This window comes from Thermocrispum sp. (genome assembly GCF_002919275.1).
In the GTDB taxonomy this organism is placed as follows: Bacteria; Actinomycetota; Actinomycetes; order Mycobacteriales; family Pseudonocardiaceae; genus Thermocrispum; species Thermocrispum agreste.
Genome location: NZ_PKFA01000067.1, coordinates 37,890 through 57,298 on the forward strand (window position 1 = coordinate 37,890; position 19,409 = coordinate 57,298).

A 19,409-nucleotide genomic window follows, 5' to 3' on the forward strand; every position below is an offset into this window, starting at 1 on the left:
TGACTCATGTCGTCCCCTGTTCGTCGTGCAGTGCGGCGTAGATCTTCTCCGCCGTGGTCTTGCCGAAGCCCTTCACCTGGGCGATCTCCTCCGCCGAAGCCTGCTTCAACCGTTTGACCGACCCGAAGTGCTTGATCAAGGCTTGCTTGCGCGCCTGGCCGAGGCCGGGCACCGCATCCAACACCGATGCTCGCACGCGCCGGGCCCGCTTGTCCCGGTGGTAGCTGATGGCGAAGCGATGCGCCTCGTCACGCACCCGCTGCAGCAGGTACAGCGCCTCGGACGACCTGGGCAGGATCACCGGATACGGCTCGGCGGGCTGCCAGACTTCCTCCAGCCGCTTGGCCAGCCCGATCACCGCCACGTCGGTGATGCCCATGTCGGACAGCACCTCGGCGGCCGCCGTCGCCTGGGGTCCCGCACCGTCGACCACCAGCAGGTTCGGCGGGTAGGAGAACTTCTTCGGCTTGCCGGTCTCCGGGTCGATGCCGGGGCGCTCGGCGTCGTCGCCTTCGGTTTCGGCCTTGTAGCGGGCGAACCGGCGCCGCACCACCTCCGCGATGGCGGCGACGTCACCCTTGTCGGCCGCCTCCCGGATGGCGAAGCGGCGGTACTCGGACTTGCGCGGCAAAGCGTCCTCGAACACCACCAGCGACGCCACCACGTCGGTGCCCTGGATGTGGCTGACGTCGACACACTCGATGCGCAGCGGCGCGGTGTCCAGCCCGAGGGCTTCCTGCAGCTCGTTCAGGGCGGCCGAGCGGGCCGTCAGGTCTCCGGCGCGGCGCAGCTTGTGCTGGGTGAGGGCTTCCTTGGCGTTGCGCTCCACCGTCTCGGCCAGCGCCCGCTTGTCACCGCGCTGCGGAACGCGGATCGTGACCTTCGATCCGCGCAAGGAGGACAGCCACTCCTGCAGCGCCTCGACGTCCTCCGGGATCGCGGGGACCAGCACCTGCTTGGGCACCGGCGAACCGACGTCGGCGGTGCGCTCGGCGACGTCGGCTTCCTCGCCGTAGAACTGCGCCAGGAACTGGCTGGTCAACCGGGCTTGCACCTGCTCGGTGTCGCCGGGGATCTCGTCGATGTCGACCACCCAGCCGCGTTGGCCGCGCACCCGGCCGCCCCGTACGTGGAAGACCTGCACCGCGGCTTCCAGCTCGTCGTGGGCGAAAGCGATGACGTCCGCGTCCGTGCCGTCCCCGAAAACCACCGCCTGCTTCTCGTTCGCCCGGCGCAGCGCGCTCAGATCGTCCCGCAGCCGGGCGGCGCGCTCGAACTCCAATGCCTCGGCCGCCTCGTTCATCTCCCGCTCGAGGCGGCGCTGCATCGCGTCGGTGCGGCCGGCCAGGAACTCGCACAGGTCCTCGACGATCTGCCGGTGCTCTTCGGCCGAGACGCGGCCGACGCACGGCGCGGAGCATTTGTCGATGTAGCCGAGCAGGCACGGGCGGCCGATCTGCTGATGCCGCCGAAACACGCCGTTGGAGCATGTCCGCGCCGGGAACACGCGCAGGAGCAGATCGAGCGTCTCGCGGATGGCCCAGGCATGCGCGTACGGGCCGAAGTAGCGCACCCCTTTGCGCCGCGGGCCGCGATAGACGTGCGGCCGCGGGTACTCCTCGTTCAACGTCACCGCCAGCACCGGGTACGACTTGTCGTCTCGGTAGCGGACGTTGAACCGCGGGTCGAACTCCTTGATCCAGTTGTATTCCAGCTGCAGCGCCTCGACCTCGGTGGAGACCACGGTCCACTCGACGCCCGCTGCGCTGGTGACCATCTGCCGGGTACGCGGGTGCAGCTGGGCCGGGTCGGCGAAGTAGGAACTCAACCTGCTGCGCAGGCTCTTGGCCTTGCCGACGTAGATGACCCGGTTGTTGGCGTCCCGGAACTTGTAGACACCTGGGGCATCGGGGATCGTGCCCGGGGACGGGCGGTAGTCGACTCGGGGCACGCCTCCAGCCTACGACCGTCGGCGGACATCGATCGGACGACCGGCCGACCTGACGCGATCGGCGCGTGCCCCGTCCGGCCCGGCGACAACGCGATTCCCCGCCCCCGGCGAGCGGAAGACCCGGTTCCCGCAGCGGACCCGGGTCTGCGCCGCCCTGATCCAATGCCGGACAAGGCCTGGGCACGCAGCCGTTGCGACGCCCGGTGGCATGAAGCCGCGCCGGGTCCGGCGTGCGGCCACGTTCCGCTCCGCGGCATGAGGGCAAACCGGCCTCGGCAGAGACCGCTCGGCGCCCGGGTCACGGAATCCCCGTCCCGGGCGGGCCGTGCCCGATCCCAGGCCACGATGCCCGCGCCGGGTCCGCGTCCGGCGGCCCAACCCAGGCCGGACGACGACCGCCGGTCAGCCGATCGGGCCTGGCATCCTCAGGGGTTCGTCCGTGCCGTCGCATCGGCATTCGTGGCATGCTCGCAGACGTGCAGACCTCTCAGCTTCTTCCCGCGCTCCGGGCGGCGGGCGAACGCATGGCCGAGGCCGCCGAGGAAGCCGGGCTGTCCGCCTCGGTTCCGAGCTGCCCAGGGTGGACGGTCCGGGATCTGCTGTTCCACACCGGGAGTGTGCACCGGTGGGCGGCAAGCATCGTCGGCAAGACCGGGGACAAGCACCAGCGCGTGATCGGCGGCGACCCGCTCAAGGACGCCGAGTACCGGCCCGCCGACGACAAGCTGCTCACCTGGTTCCGCGAAGGGCACGCCGAGCTGGTGCGCACGCTGGAGGCAGCGCCGGAGGACCTGGACGTCTGGCATTTCCTGCCCGCCTCGACGCCGCTGTCGTTCTGGGTGCGCCGACAGACGCACGAGACGATCGTGCACCGGGTGGACGCCGAGCAGGCGGGCGGATCGATCACGCCGATCGACCCGGACGTCGCACTGGACGGCCTCAACGAGCTGCTGATCGGGTTCCTGCCCCGGCGGCGCCACAAGCTGCGCAGCGACGAGCCGAAGACCATGGTCGTGCAGACCACCGACCGGCCGCTGGCGTGGCGGTTGAGCATCAGCACCGAGCCCGTCGTCTGCGAACCGGTGCTCGACCCGGGCGAGGCGGATGCGTTCGTGCGCGGCCCTGCGGAGCGGTTGTACCTGGCGTTGTGGAACCGGGCGCCCCTGTCCTCCGTGGAGACCTCCGGCGACGAACAGCTGCTGCGTAGCTGGTCGGCATCCGTGCAGGTCACGTGGAATTGACGCAGGCTGCCACCGCCGAGCGAACCGGCGCCGTGATCACCCGTCGAACGACTCGTGACCCCCGGGCGGCAGCGGGAGGATCATCGCCGCGAAGGTGGGCGAGTCGGGGAACGGCTTGATGGTGCCGACCTTGCGATAGCCCCAGCGCCGGTAGGCGGTCACGGCCGGAGTGTTGGCCTCGTCGACGAGCAGCGTGGCGCGTTCCTCCCGGCGGGTGGCCAGCAACTCGCGATGGGTGTCGCGCGCGACATGCCTGCGCTGGTGATCCGGGTGCGTCATGATCTCGTTGATGGCGAACGTGCGCGTGCCGGTCTCGATCGTCAGCTCCGGATCATGAGGCTGGAGCGAGCGCCACCACCGCGCGTTCTCCGGCAGCGCGTAACCGAAGGCCAGCCCGACGGGTTTGTCCTCGTCGAAGGCCGCGCACATGCCGAATCCCGGCGAGCGCATGTATCCCTCGACGCGCTCGGTGAACCGCTCGACGGAATAGAACGGATCCGTCGCGGCCTGGGGATGCGTCGCCAGGTACAGCGGCACGATCACGTCGTCCACCGTGGCCGGGGCGGTCTCGTGGTCGTAGTGCCTGAAGGTGAGGTTCACGCTTGCCTCTCCTCGGCCAGCAGAGCTCGCACCCGCCGCACCGACGGAAGCCCTCGCTGCTTGGGTGGGACGCACGCCAGAGCAGCGGCCGCCGAGCGGTGGACCAGTGCGTCCCGCCGCTGCCATGGCTTCAGTTCGGCCAGCGTACCGGCGAGATGTTCGGTGCCAGCGGTCAAGTCCCCGGCCTTGATCAAGGCGGTCGCACGATGGGCGTGGAGCTGAGCCGGGCCACCCCACGATGACGACGGGTACAGCCGCAAAGCCGCCTCTTGCTCTGCAAACGCCTCACGGGTACGGCCCGCGTGGGAATGAACTTCCGAGGCAACGAACCGCAAACGCTGTTCTGGCCACGACCACACGCCATACGGCGCCGTGCTGGCGGGCAGATCCGGGAACATCTCCGTCACCTCACGGAGCGCCGTCAGCGCCGCGCCGTCGTTCCCCGTGCGAGCGTGGACTTGCGCTCGCGCTGCCAGCCCGGAGATCCGGCCCACACCGTCGGGCGGCGACACAGCCACCGCACGGTCAGCCAAAGCGAGGACGGTTGCCGGCGACGACGAGTACAGCGAGAAAACGGCCTGCCGTCCTGCGATCAGCCCAGCCAGTTCCCGATCACCGGTCGCCGCCGCTGCCCGCGACGCAGTCCGCCGCCAGCGGTTCGCCGCGTCCGTCTCATGCACCTGCACGAGAGCGATGGCACACAGCGCTGCCAGCTGCGCGAACGCATGCGTCAGGTCGGTACGGACCGTGCCTGACGACTCGGCCATCCGAGCCCGCAAGTCATTCAGATCCGCGGCCAAGCCGGCGAACAGCCGTTCCGGGGGTTCCACCAGCACGCGCACGGCATAGTCCGCGGCAACCCGTTCCCACTCGTCTGTGTCCAACTCGCTGGGGACGAGCGGCAATGCGTGATCGAACGTGCGCCGGACCTGCTCCAGCGAGCCAAGCAACGGCGCAGCCGCGGCCAACCCAAGGAGTGTGCGGCGATCCATGTCGTCTCGGTCCGCCTCCCCCTGGCACCCCGATCGAGGCACACACACCAGGTACGCCCCGTACAGAGCACCATGCGCACCCGTCGCCTCGTCGGCAAGCCGCCAAAAGCGCTCATCCGGTGTCGCCCGCCCGTTCTCGATCGCCGCGATCCGCGAACGTGAACAACCCGTCGCCTCGGCCAGCCGTTCTTGCGTCAATCCCCGCCGCTTTCCGGCGCTTCGCCAGCTGCCTGCCGAGATCCACATCGTTCACTTCGCGCCCTCCCCCAGCGCATGACGTGCGGTTTCAGCGTAGCCGAACACGCACTCTTCGTGTTCGTTCGTGTTCGTTCCGGCCCGCACCGCCTTTCGAACATCACCCAGTGCGCCGTTCCATGAAGACGTGTGCTGCAGATCACGCCACACAGATCCGTGACCGACTGTGTTGCTGTTCAGGTGATCGACGTGCCACTGACCCATCTCCCACCCGGTGTGCGGGCAGAGACCTTCACCCACGCCGACGGCCGGAAAGCGACGATCTATCGCGCGCCCTACGAAAGCGACGGCCCCCTCGTGCTGACAGAGGATGGCCAACGCGTCCTCTGCTACATGTGCGCCGCGTACGTGTTCCGCTGGCCCGAGGGGACGACCCAGGTCGACGTCGGCCACGGACGGATCGGCAAGTACATGCGCCTGCGCGACGGCATCACCATCAGCGGCAACTGGTCTCCACGCGTATTGGCGGACTTCGGCCAACGATGGGCGCACAGCGAGCTGGACAAGTACAGCCGATGAACGACATCGAACGCGACGCCATCTTGTTCGCCCGCATCGCGGAGACCGAGCCTGGCATCGTGCGCACCCTCGGCCTGCTCATCGGTGAGCTCACCGACCCGGAACTGGAGCCCGACCTGCTGCGCCGACTCGGTGAGCTCATCCGGCGCATCGGCGAGACGGTGATCGCACGGGCCGAACGCCTCGGCACCGGGGACACGCCGTCCGGCTGACCGGCCCATCGCCGGCGTGTGGCTCGATGACGGCCGCCGGGTGTGCCAAGCTCGGCGCGTGCGGATCGCCACCTGGAACGTCAACTCGATCACCGCCCGGCTCCCCCGGCTGCTCGACTGGCTCGGAGCCGCCGAACCCGACGTGCTCTGCCTGCAAGAACTCAAATGCTCCGACGCCGCCTTCCCCTACGACGCGATCGGCGAACTCGGCTACGGGGCAGCCACCTACTGCGCGGGACGGTGGAACGGCGTGGCCATCCTCTCCCGGGCCGGCCTCGGCGACGTCACCCGGGGCTTGGCCGACGAACCGGAATTCGTCGACGAAGGGGCGCTGTTCGGGGCACGGGAACGCCGCGCGATCGGCGCCACCTGCAACGGCGTCCGGGTGTGGTCACTGTACGCGCCTAACGGGCGCGCGCCCGGCCATCCGCATTTCCGGTACAAGCTCGAGTGGCTGGCCGCCCTGCAACACACGGTCACCGCCGAGAACGGCGACCAGCCACTGGCGCTTCTCGGCGACTTCAACGTCGCGCCGACCGACGACGACGTCTACGACATCGCGGATTTCGCCGATTCGACCCACGTCACCGAGCCGGAACGGCAGGCACTCGCCGCATTGCGATCGTCGGGCCTGACCGACATCGTGCCCCGCGCCTTGAAAGGCGACCGCCCCTACACCTACTGGGACTACCGCCAACTGGCGTTCGCCAAGGACAACGGCATGCGGATCGACCTGATCTTGGGCAACCCGGCATTCACCGAAGCCGTGCAGGACGCCTACGTCGATCGCAACGCGCGCAAGGACAGCCCCGCGGGCCCGCCGTCCGACCATGCACCGGTCGTGGTCGACCTCGCGTTCCCGAGCTGACTACTCGCCCTTGGCCGACCGGGCGGCACGATGCAGCTTGCGCAAAGTACGCACGGCATGCACCGCGTGCTCCCGGTCCACGGCCTGGATGGCCAGCATCGCGTAGTACTCGTCGTACGGCAGCTCCAGCCGCGCGAACGACGCACCGTCCGGGAAGCTGATCGCGAGCACGTCCGACCACGCGAACCGCCGCTTGACCAGCACGTTGCGCACCTCGACACCTTCGGCGTCGGCGACCACCCGTGGCGACGCCCACAGCATGATGCCGCCGGCGATCAGCAGCCCGAGCACGACCATCGCGACCTGGTCGGAGGTGCGGAACACCACGCCGGTGTTCGACTCCCGCAACAGCACCGCGACCACGGTGAACACCGCGACGATCACGGCGGCGCACGCACCCGAGATCCACGCCGCGCGACGCGGCCGGAACACCACCTGCTTGCCCGCCTGACGCTCGCCGGTCACTGCACTCACGCGAACCCTCGCTCCGTCCACGGCTGCCGCACCGCGCGCAACTGGTGTGCGGTGTCCAGCGCGGCGACCGCCGCCTCGTAGCCCTTGTCCTCGGCGGACCCGGGAAGCCCCGCTCGGTCCAACGCCTGCTCCTCGGTGTCGCAGGTCAGCACCCCGTTGGCGACCGGCGTCGATTCGTCCAACGCCACCCGGGTCAGGCCGGCGGTCACCGCGTCGCACACGTACTCGAAATGCGGCGTGCCGCCACGGATCACCACCCCGAGCGCAACGACCGCATCGTGGTTGCGCGCCAGCGCCTGCGCCATCACCGGGAGTTCGATCGCCCCGGCGATCCGCACCACGGTCGGCTTCTCCGTCAGCCCGGCATCCTCGGCAGCCGCCAGCGCCCGCTCCACCAGGCTGTCGGTGATCTTCTTGTGCCAGCGGGTGGCGACCACGGCCAGTTTCAGGTTCCGGCAGCTCTCCGGGTCCAGGCGCACCTCGGGGCGCCCCTCGCCGCTCATGCCCGCACGCCTCCGTCCTGCGAACCGTTCGGGGTGTCCACGTCCACCCCCAGATCCAGCCACCGCGGGTCGACCCCGTCGAGCTCGTCCAGCTCGGCCAGGTCGTGGCCCATCCGGTCCCGCTTGGTCTTCAGATACCGCAGGTTCTCCGGGTTCACCGAGACCGGGAGCGGCACCCGGCCGACCACCCGCAGCCCGTATCCTTCCAGGCCCACCCGCTTGGCCGGGTTGTTGGTCAGCAGCCGCATCGACTTGATGCCCAGGTCGGCCAGGATCTGCGCGCCGGTGCCGTAGTCCCGCGCGTCGGCGGGCACCCCGAGCTGCAAATTGGCGTCGACGGTGTCCGCGCCGAGGTCCTGCAGCTGATAGGCCTGCAACTTGTGCAGCAGCCCGATGCCTCTGCCCTCGTGTCCGCGGATGTACAGCACGACACCGCGGCCCTCGTCGGCGACGGCCTTCAGCGACGCCCTCAGTTGCGGGCCGCAGTCGCAGCGCAGGGAACCGAACACGTCCCCGGTCAGACACTCCGAGTGCACTCGGACCAGCACGTTCTCCCCGTCACCGATGTCGCCGTAGACGAACGCCACGTGCTCGTTGCCGTCCAGCAGGCTTTCGTAGCCGATGGCACGGAACGTGCCGCACTGCAGCGGGATCCGAGCCTCCGCCGCCTTGGCCACCTGCTTCTCCGTCCGCCGCCGGTAGGCGATCAAGTCGGCGATGGTGATCAACGTCAGGTGATGCTCTTCGGCGAACACGCGCAGCTCGTCGTAGCGCGCCATGTCGCCTTCGTTCTTCTGCGAGACGACCTCGCACAGCACGCCCGCGGGGCGCAGGCCGGCAAGGCGGGCCAGGTCGACCGATGCCTCGGTGTGGCCGGGGCGGCGCAGCACGCCCCCCTCCTTGGCGCGCAGCGGAACCACGTGACCGGGGCGGTTGAAGTCGTCGGCGGTGGCATCCGGGTCGGCCAGCAGGCGGATGGTGTGCGCCCGGTCGGCCGCGGAGATACCGGTGGTCACGCCCTCCCGCGCGTCCACGGTCACGGTGTAGGCGGTGCCGCGCTTGTCCTGGTTCTGGTAGTACATCGGCGGCAGGTTGAGCCGGTCGGCGTCCGCCTCGGTCAGCGCCACGCAGATGTAGCCGGAGGTGTACCGGACCATGAAGGCCAGCAGTTCGGGTGTGGCCTTCTCGGCCGCGAAGATCAGATCGCCCTCGTTCTCCCGGTCCTCGTCGTCGACGACGATCACGGGCTTGCCCGCGGCGACGTCCGCGATGGCCCGCTCGATCGCCGCGAAACGTTCCTCCGCCGGCTTGCCGTCCACGGCCTGCCCGTGGACCTCAGCACCCTGTGCGCCGGTCACTGCACATCACCCGCCCGTCCGATCAGCCTCTCGACGTACTTCGCCAGCACGTCGACTTCGATGTTCACCGGATCACCGGGCACCAGACCGCCAAGGATGGTCATCTCCAAGGTGGTCGGGATCAACGCCACGCTGAACTCGGCAGGCTCACCGCCCTCGCCGGGATCGGTCACCGAGACCACGGTCAGCGACACCCCGTCGACGGCGATGGAGCCCTTCTCCACCACATACCGGTGCAGCCCGGCGGGCAAGGTGAACCGGGTCACGCCGGACGGGTCGCGGTCGACGAACGTGCCGACACCGTCGACGTGTCCTTGCACGATGTGCCCGCCCAGTCGGTCCCCCACCGCCGCCGCGCGCTCCAGGTTCACCCGGTCGCCGACCCGGGCCTTCGCCAGGTTGGTGCGCTCCAGCGTCTCGTGCACCACGTCCACGGTGAACGACGTCCCCGCGACGTCCACCACCGTCAGGCACACGCCGTTGACCGCGATCGAATCGCCGTGTCCGGCGTCAGTGGTCACCGTCGGACCGGTGATCGTCAGTCGTGCTGCGTTCGGCACCTCGTCGATGCCGACGATCTCGCCGACCTCCTCGACCAGTCCGGTGAACACGGCATCTTCCTTTCTCTGCCCTGGGCCCGTCAGACCTCGGCGGCCTTGCGCCGCAACGCCGCGATGGCCTTGCCCGGATCGTCGGCGCCGTAGACCGCGGTGCCCGCCACGAAGCAGTCCACACCCGCCTCGGCGGCCTGCTCGATGGTGTCGGCGTTGATGCCGCCGTCGATCTCCACCAGCAAGCGCAGGTGGCCGGTGTCCACCAGGTTGCGCGCCGCACGCACCTTCTCCAGCACGTGCGGGATGAACGCCTGGCCGCCGAAGCCCGGCTCCACCGACATGATCAACAGCGTGTCGTAGTGCTTCAACACGTCGACGAAGTCGTCCAGCGCCGTCTGCGGCTTGATGGACAAACCGGCCTTCGCGCCCGCCGCACGCAGGTTCTTGGCGATCATGACCGGGTCGGTCGCCGCCTCGGCATGCACCGTGACGTTGTGCGCACCCGCCTCGGCGTATGCCGGCGCCCACCGGTCCGGGTCCTCGATCATCAGGTGGCAGTCGATGGGGACCTCGCTCACCGCGATCAGCGACTGCACCACCGGCAGGCCGAGCGTCAGGTTCGGGACGAAGTGACCGTCCATCACGTCCACGTGCACCCAGTCCGCCCGCTCATCGCCCTCACCGGACACGGCGCGGATCTCGTCGCCGAGCCGCGCGAAGTCGGCGGACAGGATGCTGGGCGCGATCATCGGACGTCTGCTCACGTTCCGGATTCTAGTTACTGCCGAGTTACCAGCGGTTTCCCGCGTCGCACCCGTCACGTCGTCTCCTTCGTCACTTGCCTGCACCCCGAGCCCTCACCGCTTCTTCCGCAGCAGTGCGCAGAACATCGCATCGGTGCCGTGCCGATGCGGCCACAGCTGCACGTACGGGCCGTCGCCCAGCCGGTCGACCCCGGGGAAGTACTCCCTGGCGTCGAGCACTTCGGCACCGGTGCGGCGGGCCACCTCGCCGGCCACGCCCTCGGTCTCGGCCAGGTGCGGCGAGCACACCACGTAGCCGACGATCCCGCCGGGCCGAGCCAGCTGCACGGCCGCGCTCAGCAGCTCGGTCTGCAGGGTGACCAGATCCGGAACGTCGCTCGGTTGCCGCCGCCACCGCGCCTCGGGCCGCCTGCGCAGCGCACCGAGCCCGGTGCACGGCGCATCGACCAGCACCCGGTCGAAGCCCGGCTCGAGGCCGCTCGTCCTGCCGTCGGCCACGTGCACCCGCACCGGCAGCCCTGCGGTGGCCCGCTCCACCAGCTTGGCCCGGTGCGGGGCTCGCTCCACCGCGTCCAGGGTCGCTCCCGTGGTGGCGGCCAGCGCGCCGAGCAGCGCCGCTTTGCCACCGGGACCGGCGCACAGGTCGAGCCACCGCTCGTCGGATCCCGTCACCGGGGCCGAAGCCAGGGCGAGCGCGCAGAGCTGGCTGCCTTCGTCCTGCACCGCCGCGAGCCCTTCCTTGACCGGCTCCAGCTCGGCCGGGTCTCCGGCGCCCGCGGCCAGCCGCACGCCGTAGGGCGAGTAGGGGGCGACGTCCCCACCGGTGATCGCCGCCAGCTCGGCCGCGCTGATCTCCCCCGGCCTGGCCACCAGATGCACCTCGGGTCGCTCGTCGTCGGCCTCCAGCGCGGCGGCCAGCTCGGCCCCCTTGTCGCCGAGCGCTTCCGCGAACGCCCGGGCGATCCAGCGCGGATGCGCCGTGCGCAGCGCGTGGTGACCGATCGGATCCTCGTCGGCCGGCGGCGCGAGCCGGTCGATCCAGGACGCTTCGTCGTGCTCGGCGATCTTGCGCAGCACGGCGTTGACGAAGCCCGTGACGTACGAGCCGACGACCTCCCGCGCCAGGTCCACCGTCGCTGTCACGCCCGCGTGTTCCGGAACCCGGGTGCGCAGCAGCTGGTAGGTGCCCAGCCGCAGCACGTCCAGCACCGCACCGTCGACCTTGGCGATGTCGCGGTCCACGCACGCGTCGATGACCGCGTCCAACAGCCCGCGCGTCCGGGCCGCACCGTAGGCGAGCTCGGTCGCCAGCGCGGCATCGCGGCCGGTGATCCGGCGCTCACGCAGCATCTTCGGCAGCACCAGGTTCGCGTAGGCGTCCCGCTCGCGGATCGCGCGCAGCACGTCGTAGGCCGCCTGGCGAGCCGGATCCACGGCGCTCAGCCGGGGCGGGTTCGCCCGGCGCGGCGCGGGCCTGCGGCGATCCGGCCTGCCCGGCCGCTGCTTCCGGTCCTGATGCCTGCCGCCGGGGTGGCCGGACCGGCGCTTGGGCCGCTCCGATCCACCTTGCTGTGCGTTCATGTCAACCGCTCTCCCGGCTCGATGCGCGCGCCACGCGCCCAGTCGGTGGCCGCCATCCGCTTGCGGCCTTGCGCCTGCACCTCACTCAAGCACAGCGCGGCCGTGGTCGTGCCGACCAGCACGCGCTTGCGCTCCACCCGCACCTCCCCCGGCTGCAACGGCTGCTCCGGCTGGTCCACCAGGCGCACCGGGGCGATCTTCAGCCGTTGCCCGCGGAACTCGGCCCACGCCCCCGGTTCCGGTGTCATGGCCCGGATGAGCCGTTCGATCGCCACCGCGGGGGCGGAGAAGTCGATCTTGGCGTCCGCCACCGTCACCTTGGGCGCGTAGCTCACCCCGTCCGCAGGCTGAGGCTCGGCCCGCAGCACGCCGTCCTCGATGCCGTCCAGCGTCCGCAGCAGCAACTCCGCCCCGGCCTCGGCCAACCTGCCCAGCAACGAACCCGCGGTGTCGTCCGGGCGCACCGCTTCGGTCACCACCCCGTACACCGGTCCGGCGTCCAGCTCGCGCACGATCCGGAACACCGACGCGCCGGTGATCTCGTCGCCTGCCCGGATGGCCGCCTGCACCGGGGCGGCACCCCGCCATGCGGGCAGCAACGAGAAGTGCAGGTTGACCCAGCCGTGCTTGGGGATCTCCAGCGCCTCGGAACCGAGCAGCCCGCCGTAGGCGACGACCGGACAGATGTCCGGCGCCAGCGCGCGCAGCCGGTCGAGGAATCCGGCGTCGTTCGGGCTGGCCGGGGTGAGCACGTCGATGCCGTGCTCGTCGGCGAGCCTGCCGACCGGTGACCGTTGCACCTTGCGCCCACGACCGGCGGGCGCATCCGGGCGCGCGAGCACCGCGACCACCTCGTGCCGCGGCGATTCGATCAGCAGCTTGAGTGAGGGAACCGCAACCTCGGGAGTACCGGCGAACACCACACGCATAGTGCGCCGAAGTCTACGGGGCGCACGGCGAGGTGACGTGCATCGCACGGCGGCTCGGCGGGATGGTGCATGCTCAGATCACCTCCAGGGGGTCGAGCTGGATCCGCACGGCGTCCGGTTCCTTGCGGGCGGTGCGTTGCGCCTGGAGGCGGGCGAGCGCGGCCGCGAGCGCCTTGCCGTCGCTGCGTGGCACCCGGATCAGCACGCGCTCGTGCTCTTCGTTCCCGGCTGCGCGTGGCACCTGGACGGGGACCGGGCCGAGGACCTCGGCCGAGGGCGGCAGCTGCACCTCGTCCACGACACGCGCCACCGCGTGTGGCGTCCCCTGCACCGACGCCATCCGCCGCGCAGGCGGGAAGCCGAGCTCGGCGCGCTCGGCCAGTTCTCGTTGCGCGTGCCCTGCCGGGTCCCAGCGGATCAACGCCTGCACGGTGCGCAAGGCGCTGTCGGCGCCCACGATCACTCGTCCGCCCTGCTCGGCGGGACGGACCATGGCCGCGGCGGCCATCCACCTGCGCAAGGTCTCCTCCGCCGCGCGGAGATCGGGGCGGCCGAGCAGCGCCCAGCCGTCGAGCAGCAGCGCCGCACCGTAGCCCCCTTCGACGACGGGTTCGGCGCCTGGGGTCGCCACCACGAGCTGAGGCCCGGGCGGTACCGACGCCAGCACCTCGTCTCCCCCTGACGTGCGGACCGTCGTGCCCGGGAAGGCGCGCCCAAGCTCCTCGGCCGTGCGTCCTGCTCCGACGACCTGGGCTCGCAACCGCGCCGATCCGCACGCGGCACAACGGAATCCCGGCTCCGGCGCCCCGCACCAGCGGCACGACGGCGGGCGGGCCTCGTCCGAGGACCCGGCGGGCAGGCTCAGCGGCCCCGCGCATCGGCGGCAGCGCGCCGGCGTGCGGCAGTGACCGCATGCCAGAGCCGGGACGTAGCCGCGCCGGGGAACCTGCACCAGCACCGGTGCCCCTGCGTCGAGCGCCGCGCGAGCGGCTTCGAAAGCCACGGCGGGCAGCCGTGCGGTGCGCGCGGCCGGATCCCGGGCCAGCTCGAAGTCGTCGCCGGTCCCGGACACCCGTGGTGCGTGGGCACGCACCACCTCACGCGATGCGACGACCTCGTGCGCCCAGCCACTGTCCACCAGCAGCTGCGCTTCCGCGGTCCGGGCGAACCCGCCGGCCACGAAGCTCGCCCCGGTCTGGTGCGCGCGGAGCACCAGCACGTCACGCACATGGGGATACGGGGCGCGAGGTTCGGCGTGCAGATCGTCGCCGTCGTCCCACACCACGAACAGCCCGGGCTGATGCAGTGGAGCGAACATCGCGGCCCGGGTCCCCACGACCACGTGCGCGGCCCCGCGGCGGGCGCGAAGCCATCGCCGATACCGCCGGGCGGGACCGAGGTCGGCCGACAGCGCCACGACGCCGTCCTCGGGCATCAGATCCAGGCACGCGGCGTGCAGGCGGGCGAGGTCCCGATGATCCGGGACGACGAGCAGAGCCGACCGTCCCGCCGCCGACACCGTTGCGGCCAGTTCGGCCAGGCGGCGCGGCCAGTCCTCGCCCGGCAGCGCCTGCCACACCGCGCGCGCCTTCACCCCGGAAGCCAGCGCCTTGACCAGGGCGGCTCCGCGCTCGTAGCGCCGCCATTCGGCGGGCACGCCGCGCGCGGGCGGCCGCTGTCCCGGCTCGGACGGCTCGGCCTCCACCCGGGCATGGCGTGGCGGCACCGCCAGGCGCAGCACGTCGGCCATCGTGCCCGCGTAGCGATCGGCCACCGCGCGGGCCATCGAGGCCAGATCCGGTGACAGCACCGGCTCCGGCGAGACCACGCGCTCGAGGTAGGCCAGCCGGCCGGGATGGTCGGTGGTCTCGACCCGGTCGAGCACGTAGCCCTGCACCAGCTGCCCGGCGAAACGCACCTTCACCCGGCAGCCCGGCGCGGCGTCGCCTGCGTGCTCCTGCCGCACCCGGTAGTCGAACGGCCGATCCAGGTGCGGCAGAGGCACGTCGACCAGCACCCGGGCGATCGGAAGCTGGTCGGCGGGACGGCGCTCGGTCACGCCGATCACGGTAATCGCTGCAGGCGACGACGAACGGCACCGGTCGACGGGCTGTGACCGTGCCCCCTGGTCACCGCCACAGCCCGACCCCCTTGCGACCAGCACCCGGTCCGGCTACGCGGCGACCGGCTGTTCCCAGTCGATGCGGTAGCCGTACACCCAGTCCTGCTTGGCTGCGGCCTTGGCGGCGAACTTCATGAACAGCGGCAGCAGCAGGCGGCCGATCGGGCCTGCCGCTTTCCCGTCACCGTTGCGCTTGCCCATGGCGACGATGCGCTCCACCCGCTTGCGCCGCAGGCCCTCGTACGCGGCGAGGGCCTGGCCCACCGGCAAGTCGCGCAGGCACTTGGCGAGCGTGAGGGCGTCCTCCAGGGCCATCGAGGCTCCCTGGCCGGATGCCGGTGACGTGGCGTGCGCCGCGTCACCGACGATGACCATCCCATCCCGGTGCCAGGTGGGCACCCGCGGGAAGTCATAGGTGTTCCAGCCGGAGAAGATGTGGTCGGTGGCGTCGATGACACGCAGCGCCGGGAACTTGTCGTCGGCGAACAGCTCGTGCAGCCGTGCCCGCCACTGCTCCGGAGTGATCGCGGCGACCTCCTTCTGGGACAGCTCGCGCTTCTGCGGCGGGTTGGCGAACCACCAGATCTCGCCGTCCGGGCGCTTGACGTAGCTGAAGAAGCACCGTCGCCCGAAGAACATGTGCATCACACCGGGCTCGCCGGGCACGTCCACGCCACGCGCGTAGCCGCCGGCGTTCAGCAGCGGCACGTACCGCGGCTCGGGCGCCTCCGGGTCGATAATGCGCCTGGTGGCCGACCGGAGCCCGTCCGCCCCGACGAGCGCATCCCCCTCGGCGGTGCTGCCGTCCTCGAACCTTGCCACCACACCGGCGCCGGACGGCTCGGCGCCGACCAGCCGCTTGCCGTACTCGATCCGGATGCCGCGACGCACCGCTTCGTCGCGCAGGACCGTGTAGAGGTCGGCACGGGTGATCGTCTGGTTCACGGTGCCGTCCGGGAGCGGGTCGCCGAACCGGAACTCGGCGAGCCGCTTGTCGTCCATCTCCATCACCATCTTCGGCGTGTCGAAGCCGCGCCGACGGACCTGGTCCGAGATGCCGAGGGTGCGCAGGACGTCCATGCCGTTGACGGCCAGCGTCAAGAACGCGCCGACGCCGTCCGCCGTGCGGTCGTAAGCCTCGTAGACGGTCGCGTCGATCCCGGCCTGTTGCAGCGCCATGGCCGTCGCCGGCCCGGCCACCCCGCCGCCGACGATCATCACGTTCGTGACTTTGACTTTAGTCATGTTATGACTATACATAGCATGACTATTCATGTCATTCCCATATAGGGTGATGACGTGGCCAGCAACACCGACCGTCGTTCTCCCCTCGCCCTGGTGCTGCTCTCGCTGCTGGCGGAGGAGCCGATGCACCCGTACCGGATGCGGGAGATGATCAAGGCACGCGGCAAGGACCGGATCGCCAACGTCGCGGCGCGCAACAGCGTCTACCAAACGATCGACCGGCTGCACCGGGCAGGACTGATCACGATTCGCGAGACGGAGCAGGACGAACGCCGCCCGGAGCGCACGGTGTACGAACTCACCGACGCCGGTCGCGACACGCTGCGCCGGTGGACCCGGGCCATGCTGTCGGACGTGGCGCGCGAGTTCCCGGAGTTCCCGGCGGCGCTGGCGTCACTGATGGTGCTCAGCCCGGACGACGTGCTCGCTCAGCTGACGGCCAGGGCGGAAAAGCTCAAGGCGGAGATCGACGAGCGGAGCGCCGAACTCGCCGCGGTGGGTGACCTGCCGCGCCTGTTCACGCTCGACGACGAATACACCCTGACCATCAAGCGCGCGGAACTGCGATGGGTCGAGGGAGTCGTCGACGCTCTCCGGTCCGGCGAGCTGACCTGGTCCGAAGAGTGGATCAGGGAGATCGCCGCCAGGATGGAAGGGCAGGAGCACCGCGCGGGATGATCCCGGCCCGCGGACGCCGGTCAGGCCCCGGCGGCCGCCTTCAGCTCGTCCACCCGGTCGGTCCGCTCCCACGGCAGATCGAGGTCGGTGCGGCCGAAGTGGCCGTACGCGGCGGTCGGGGTGTAGATCGGCCGCAACAGGTCGAGGTCGCGGATGATGGCGCCCGGCCGCAGGTCGAACACCTCGGTGATGGCCTGCTGGATCTTGGCCGGGTCGACCGTCTCGGTGCCGAACGTCTCCACGAACAACCCGACCGGTGCCGCCTTCCCGATCGCGTAGGCCACTTGCACCTCGATCCGGCCGGCCAGGCCCGCGGCCACCACGTTCTTGGCCACCCAGCGCATGGCGTACGCGGCCGAACGGTCCACCTTCGACGGGTCCTTGCCGGAGAATGCGCCGCCGCCGTGGCGGGCCATGCCTCCGTAGGTGTCCACGATGATCTTGCGGCCGGTCAGGCCTGCGTCGCCCATCGGGCCGCCGATGACGAACCGGCCGGTCGGGTTGACCAGCAGCCGGAAGTCGGAGGTGTCGATCGGCAGGTCCTCGATCTCCGGGCCGATCACGTGCTCGCGCACGTCGACGCCGAGCATCTTGTCCAGGTCGATGCCCTCGGCGTGCTGGGTGGACACCACCACGGTGTCCAGGCGCACGGCCTGGTCCCCCGCGTACTCGATCGTCACCTGGGTCTTGCCGTCCGGACGCAAGTACGGCAGCACGCCGGTCTTGCGCACCGTCGCCAGCCGCCGGGCCAGCCGGTGGGCCAGCGCGATCGGCAGCGGCATGAGCTCCGGGGTGTCGCTGCACGCGTAGCCGAACATCAAGCCTTGGTCCCCGGCGCCCTGCCGGTCCAGCTCGTCGCCGCGGGCGTCGGCGCCGACGCGCGCCTCGTACGCCTCGTCGACACCCTGGGCGATGTCCGGCGACTGCGAACCGATCGCGACGTTCACACCGCACGAATTGCCGTCGAAGCCCTTCGCCGACGAGTCGTAGCCGATGTCGAGGATGGTGTCCCGCACGATCGTCGGGATGTCGGCGTAGGCCTCGGTGGTCACCTCGCCCGCGACGTGCACCTGGCCGGTGGTGATCAGCGTCTCCACCGCCACGCGGGACCGCGGGTCCTTCTCCAGCAGCGCGTCCAGGATCGCGTCACTGATGGCATCACAGATCTTGTCCGGATGCCCTTCCGTCACCGATTCCGAGGTGAACAGCCTGTTCTGCGATCCGGTCACGACACTTACCTTCCGTTGTGATGCGGCCGCTGCGATCGGCGCGCACGGCTTGCCACAAAGCCTACTTCGGAACGCCTGAATACCCGGTACCCACCGGTCACTATCCACTCAAGCGCCGGCGACGGCGGCTACCGCGTCCCACACTGCGGCCGCCAGTTGCGATTTCGATCCGAACGGGATAGGTGTTTCAGTCCCGTTCGCCGCCAGCAGCCACCCGGCGTTGTGCTCGACCTCGAACGCCTGCCCGTCGCCGACGGCGTTGACCACCAGCAGGTCGCTTCCCTTGCGGCGCAGTTTGGCGCGAGCGTGTTCCAGCACGTCGGCGCTCTCGTCCCCGGTCTCGGCCGCGAAGCCGACGATGACCTGTTCCGGTCTGCGCTGCGCGACCAGCTCGGCCAGCACGTCCGGATTGGTCTCCAGCTCGATCGGCGCCGGCCGGTCGCCGGTCTTCTTGATCTTGTGCTGGGTGAACCTGGCGGGACGGAAGTCGGCCACCGCGGCGGCCATCACCACCACGTCGGCCTCTTTCGCCGCTTCCAGCATCGCCTCGCGCATCTCCAGCGCCGTCGACACCGAGACCAGATCGACCCCGGCAGGCGTGGGCAACGTCACGGTGTGACCGGCCACCAGCGTGACCTTCGCGCCGCGCGCGGCCGCCACCCGCGCCAGCGCGTAGCCCTGTTTGCCGGACGAACGATTGCCCAGGTAGCGCACCGGGTCCAGCGGCTCCCTGGTGCCCCCGGCCGAGACGACCACGGACAGCCCTTCGAGATCGCGGCGCAGCGCATCCGCGTCGGCCAGCAGCAGCTTGGCCAGATCCACGATCTCCGCCGGATGGGCCAGGCGGCCCTTGCCGGTGTCGGGACCGGTGAGCCTGCCGGTGTCCGGGTCCGGGACGACCACCCCGCGCCGCCGCAGCGTCGCCACGTTCTCCTGGGTCGCCGGATGCTCCCACATCTCGGTGTGCATCGCGGGGAAGAAGATCGTGGGACACCGCGCGGTCAGCAGCGTGCCGGTGAGCAGGTCGTCCGCCACGCCGTGCGCGGCCTTGGCCAGCAGATCCGCCGTCGCGGGCGCGACCAGCACCAGGTCGGCCTCCTGGCCGATGCGCACGTGCTCGACCGAGGGGACGTTGGAGAACACGTCGGTGTGCACCGGCTGACCGGACAGCGCCTCCCACGTGGCGGCGCCGACGAACCGCAACGCGGCCGCGGTCGGCACGACCCGCACGCGGTGGCCCGACTCGGTGAGCCCGCGCAGCACCTCGCACACCTTGTAGGCGGCAATCCCGCCGCCCACGCCGAGCACGACGCTCGGCTTCCGGTCGGTCATCG

19 protein-coding genes are annotated in these 19,409 nt (G+C 70.7%); 5 read left to right on the forward strand and 14 right to left on the reverse strand.

What is annotated here, in order from left to right; all coding sequences use genetic code 11:
* Nucleotides 1–4: 4 nt before the first annotated feature.
* Entirely contained in the window at nt 5–1,951 is a 1,947-nt protein-coding gene (uvrC, locus tag CXP56_RS17805; protein ID WP_028846148.1) for an excinuclease ABC subunit UvrC, read from the reverse strand.
* 476 nt (nt 1,952–2,427) lie between these two features.
* Between uvrC and CXP56_RS17810 the strand changes: the two genes are divergently transcribed.
* Nucleotides 2,428–3,192, forward strand: coding sequence for a maleylpyruvate isomerase family mycothiol-dependent enzyme (locus CXP56_RS17810; protein ID WP_028846149.1), 765 nt, complete (start codon nt 2,428–2,430; stop codon nt 3,190–3,192).
* Nucleotides 3,193–3,228: 36 nt separating this feature from the next.
* On the opposite strand, the gene CXP56_RS17815 is transcribed toward CXP56_RS17810, so the two are convergent.
* Both CXP56_RS17815 and CXP56_RS17820 read right to left on the reverse strand, forming a co-directional pair.
* Entirely contained in the window at nt 3,229–3,792 is a 564-nt protein-coding gene (locus CXP56_RS17815; RefSeq protein ID WP_038044224.1) for a GNAT family N-acetyltransferase, read from the reverse strand.
* Nucleotides 3,789–5,030 carry a helix-turn-helix domain-containing protein gene (locus tag CXP56_RS17820; protein ID WP_084608767.1) on the reverse strand — a complete coding sequence of 414 codons (1,242 nt, stop codon included), beginning with the start codon at nt 5,028–5,030 and terminating at the stop codon, nt 3,789–3,791. Before CXP56_RS17820 ends, CXP56_RS17815 begins: the two co-directional genes overlap by 4 nt.
* 138 nt (nt 5,031–5,168) lie before the next feature.
* Between CXP56_RS17820 and CXP56_RS17825 the strand changes: the two genes are divergently transcribed.
* From CXP56_RS17825 to CXP56_RS17835, 3 genes are read left to right on the forward strand one after another with little or no spacing between them, the layout of a single operon-like run.
* The gene (locus tag CXP56_RS17825; RefSeq protein ID WP_245566512.1) at nt 5,169–5,558 is read left to right on the forward strand and encodes a hypothetical protein; all 390 of its coding nucleotides are present in this window, start codon (nt 5,169–5,171) and stop codon (nt 5,556–5,558) included.
* Nucleotides 5,555–5,770: a hypothetical protein gene (locus CXP56_RS17830; RefSeq protein WP_028846151.1), complete on the forward strand. Its 216-nt coding sequence runs from the start codon at nt 5,555–5,557 to the stop codon at nt 5,768–5,770. The genes CXP56_RS17825 and CXP56_RS17830 overlap by 4 nt, the downstream gene beginning before the upstream one ends.
* Nucleotides 5,771–5,828: 58 nt before the next feature.
* A complete protein-coding gene (locus CXP56_RS17835) occupies nt 5,829–6,638 on the forward strand; it encodes an exodeoxyribonuclease III (protein WP_028846152.1) in 810 nt (269 codons plus the stop codon).
* On the opposite strand, the gene CXP56_RS17840 is transcribed toward CXP56_RS17835, so the two are convergent.
* The 9 genes from CXP56_RS17840 to CXP56_RS17880 form a co-directional block, all read right to left on the reverse strand.
* Entirely contained in the window at nt 6,639–7,112 is a 474-nt protein-coding gene (locus CXP56_RS17840) for a PH domain-containing protein (protein WP_051309462.1), read from the reverse strand.
* On the reverse strand, nt 7,109–7,615 hold the full coding sequence (gene ribH / locus CXP56_RS17845) for a 6,7-dimethyl-8-ribityllumazine synthase (RefSeq protein WP_028846154.1): 507 nt from the start codon (nt 7,613–7,615) through the stop codon (nt 7,109–7,111). Before ribH ends, CXP56_RS17840 begins: the two co-directional genes overlap by 4 nt.
* Nucleotides 7,612–8,934 carry a bifunctional 3,4-dihydroxy-2-butanone-4-phosphate synthase/GTP cyclohydrolase II gene (locus CXP56_RS17850; protein ID WP_028846155.1) on the reverse strand — a complete coding sequence of 441 codons (1,323 nt, stop codon included), beginning with the start codon at nt 8,932–8,934 and terminating at the stop codon, nt 7,612–7,614. The genes ribH and CXP56_RS17850 overlap by 4 nt, the downstream gene beginning before the upstream one ends.
* Nucleotides 8,935–8,969: 35 nt before the next feature.
* Nucleotides 8,970–9,584 (reverse strand): riboflavin synthase, encoded by a 615-nt coding sequence (locus tag CXP56_RS17855; protein ID WP_028846156.1) that lies wholly within the window; start codon nt 9,582–9,584, stop codon nt 8,970–8,972.
* Nucleotides 9,585–9,613: 29 nt separating this feature from the next.
* A complete protein-coding gene (gene rpe / locus CXP56_RS17860; RefSeq protein WP_028846157.1) occupies nt 9,614–10,276 on the reverse strand; it encodes a ribulose-phosphate 3-epimerase in 663 nt (220 codons plus the stop codon).
* A gap of 108 nt (nt 10,277–10,384) precedes the next feature.
* Nucleotides 10,385–11,725, reverse strand: a complete 1,341-nt coding sequence (locus CXP56_RS17865; protein WP_286902132.1) for an RsmB/NOP family class I SAM-dependent RNA methyltransferase — start codon at nt 11,723–11,725, stop codon at nt 10,385–10,387.
* Between the two features lie 143 nt (nt 11,726–11,868).
* Nucleotides 11,869–12,801, reverse strand: coding sequence for a methionyl-tRNA formyltransferase (gene fmt / locus CXP56_RS17870; protein ID WP_028846159.1), 933 nt, complete (start codon nt 12,799–12,801; stop codon nt 11,869–11,871).
* A 73-nt stretch (nt 12,802–12,874) separates the two neighbouring features.
* Nucleotides 12,875–14,860, reverse strand: coding sequence for a primosomal protein N' (locus CXP56_RS17875; RefSeq protein ID WP_286902041.1), 1,986 nt, complete (start codon nt 14,858–14,860; stop codon nt 12,875–12,877).
* A gap of 114 nt (nt 14,861–14,974) precedes the next feature.
* Nucleotides 14,975–16,168, reverse strand: a complete 1,194-nt coding sequence (locus CXP56_RS17880; protein WP_028846161.1) for an FAD-dependent oxidoreductase — start codon at nt 16,166–16,168, stop codon at nt 14,975–14,977.
* A gap of 54 nt (nt 16,169–16,222) precedes the next feature.
* Here CXP56_RS17880 and CXP56_RS17885 point away from each other — a divergent pair, with 54 nt between their 5' ends.
* The gene (locus tag CXP56_RS17885; protein ID WP_028846162.1) at nt 16,223–16,846 is read left to right on the forward strand and encodes a PadR family transcriptional regulator; all 624 of its coding nucleotides are present in this window, start codon (nt 16,223–16,225) and stop codon (nt 16,844–16,846) included.
* 20 nt (nt 16,847–16,866) lie between these two features.
* Here CXP56_RS17885 and metK read toward each other — a convergent pair whose 3' ends face one another.
* Both metK and coaBC read right to left on the reverse strand, forming a co-directional pair.
* The gene (gene metK, locus CXP56_RS17890; RefSeq protein ID WP_028846163.1) at nt 16,867–18,075 is read right to left on the reverse strand and encodes a methionine adenosyltransferase; all 1,209 of its coding nucleotides are present in this window, start codon (nt 18,073–18,075) and stop codon (nt 16,867–16,869) included.
* Between the two features lie 108 nt (nt 18,076–18,183).
* The gene (coaBC, locus tag CXP56_RS17895) at nt 18,184–19,407 is read right to left on the reverse strand and encodes a bifunctional phosphopantothenoylcysteine decarboxylase/phosphopantothenate--cysteine ligase CoaBC (protein ID WP_028846164.1); all 1,224 of its coding nucleotides are present in this window, start codon (nt 19,405–19,407) and stop codon (nt 18,184–18,186) included.
* Between the last annotated feature and the right edge of the window lie 2 nt (nt 19,408–19,409).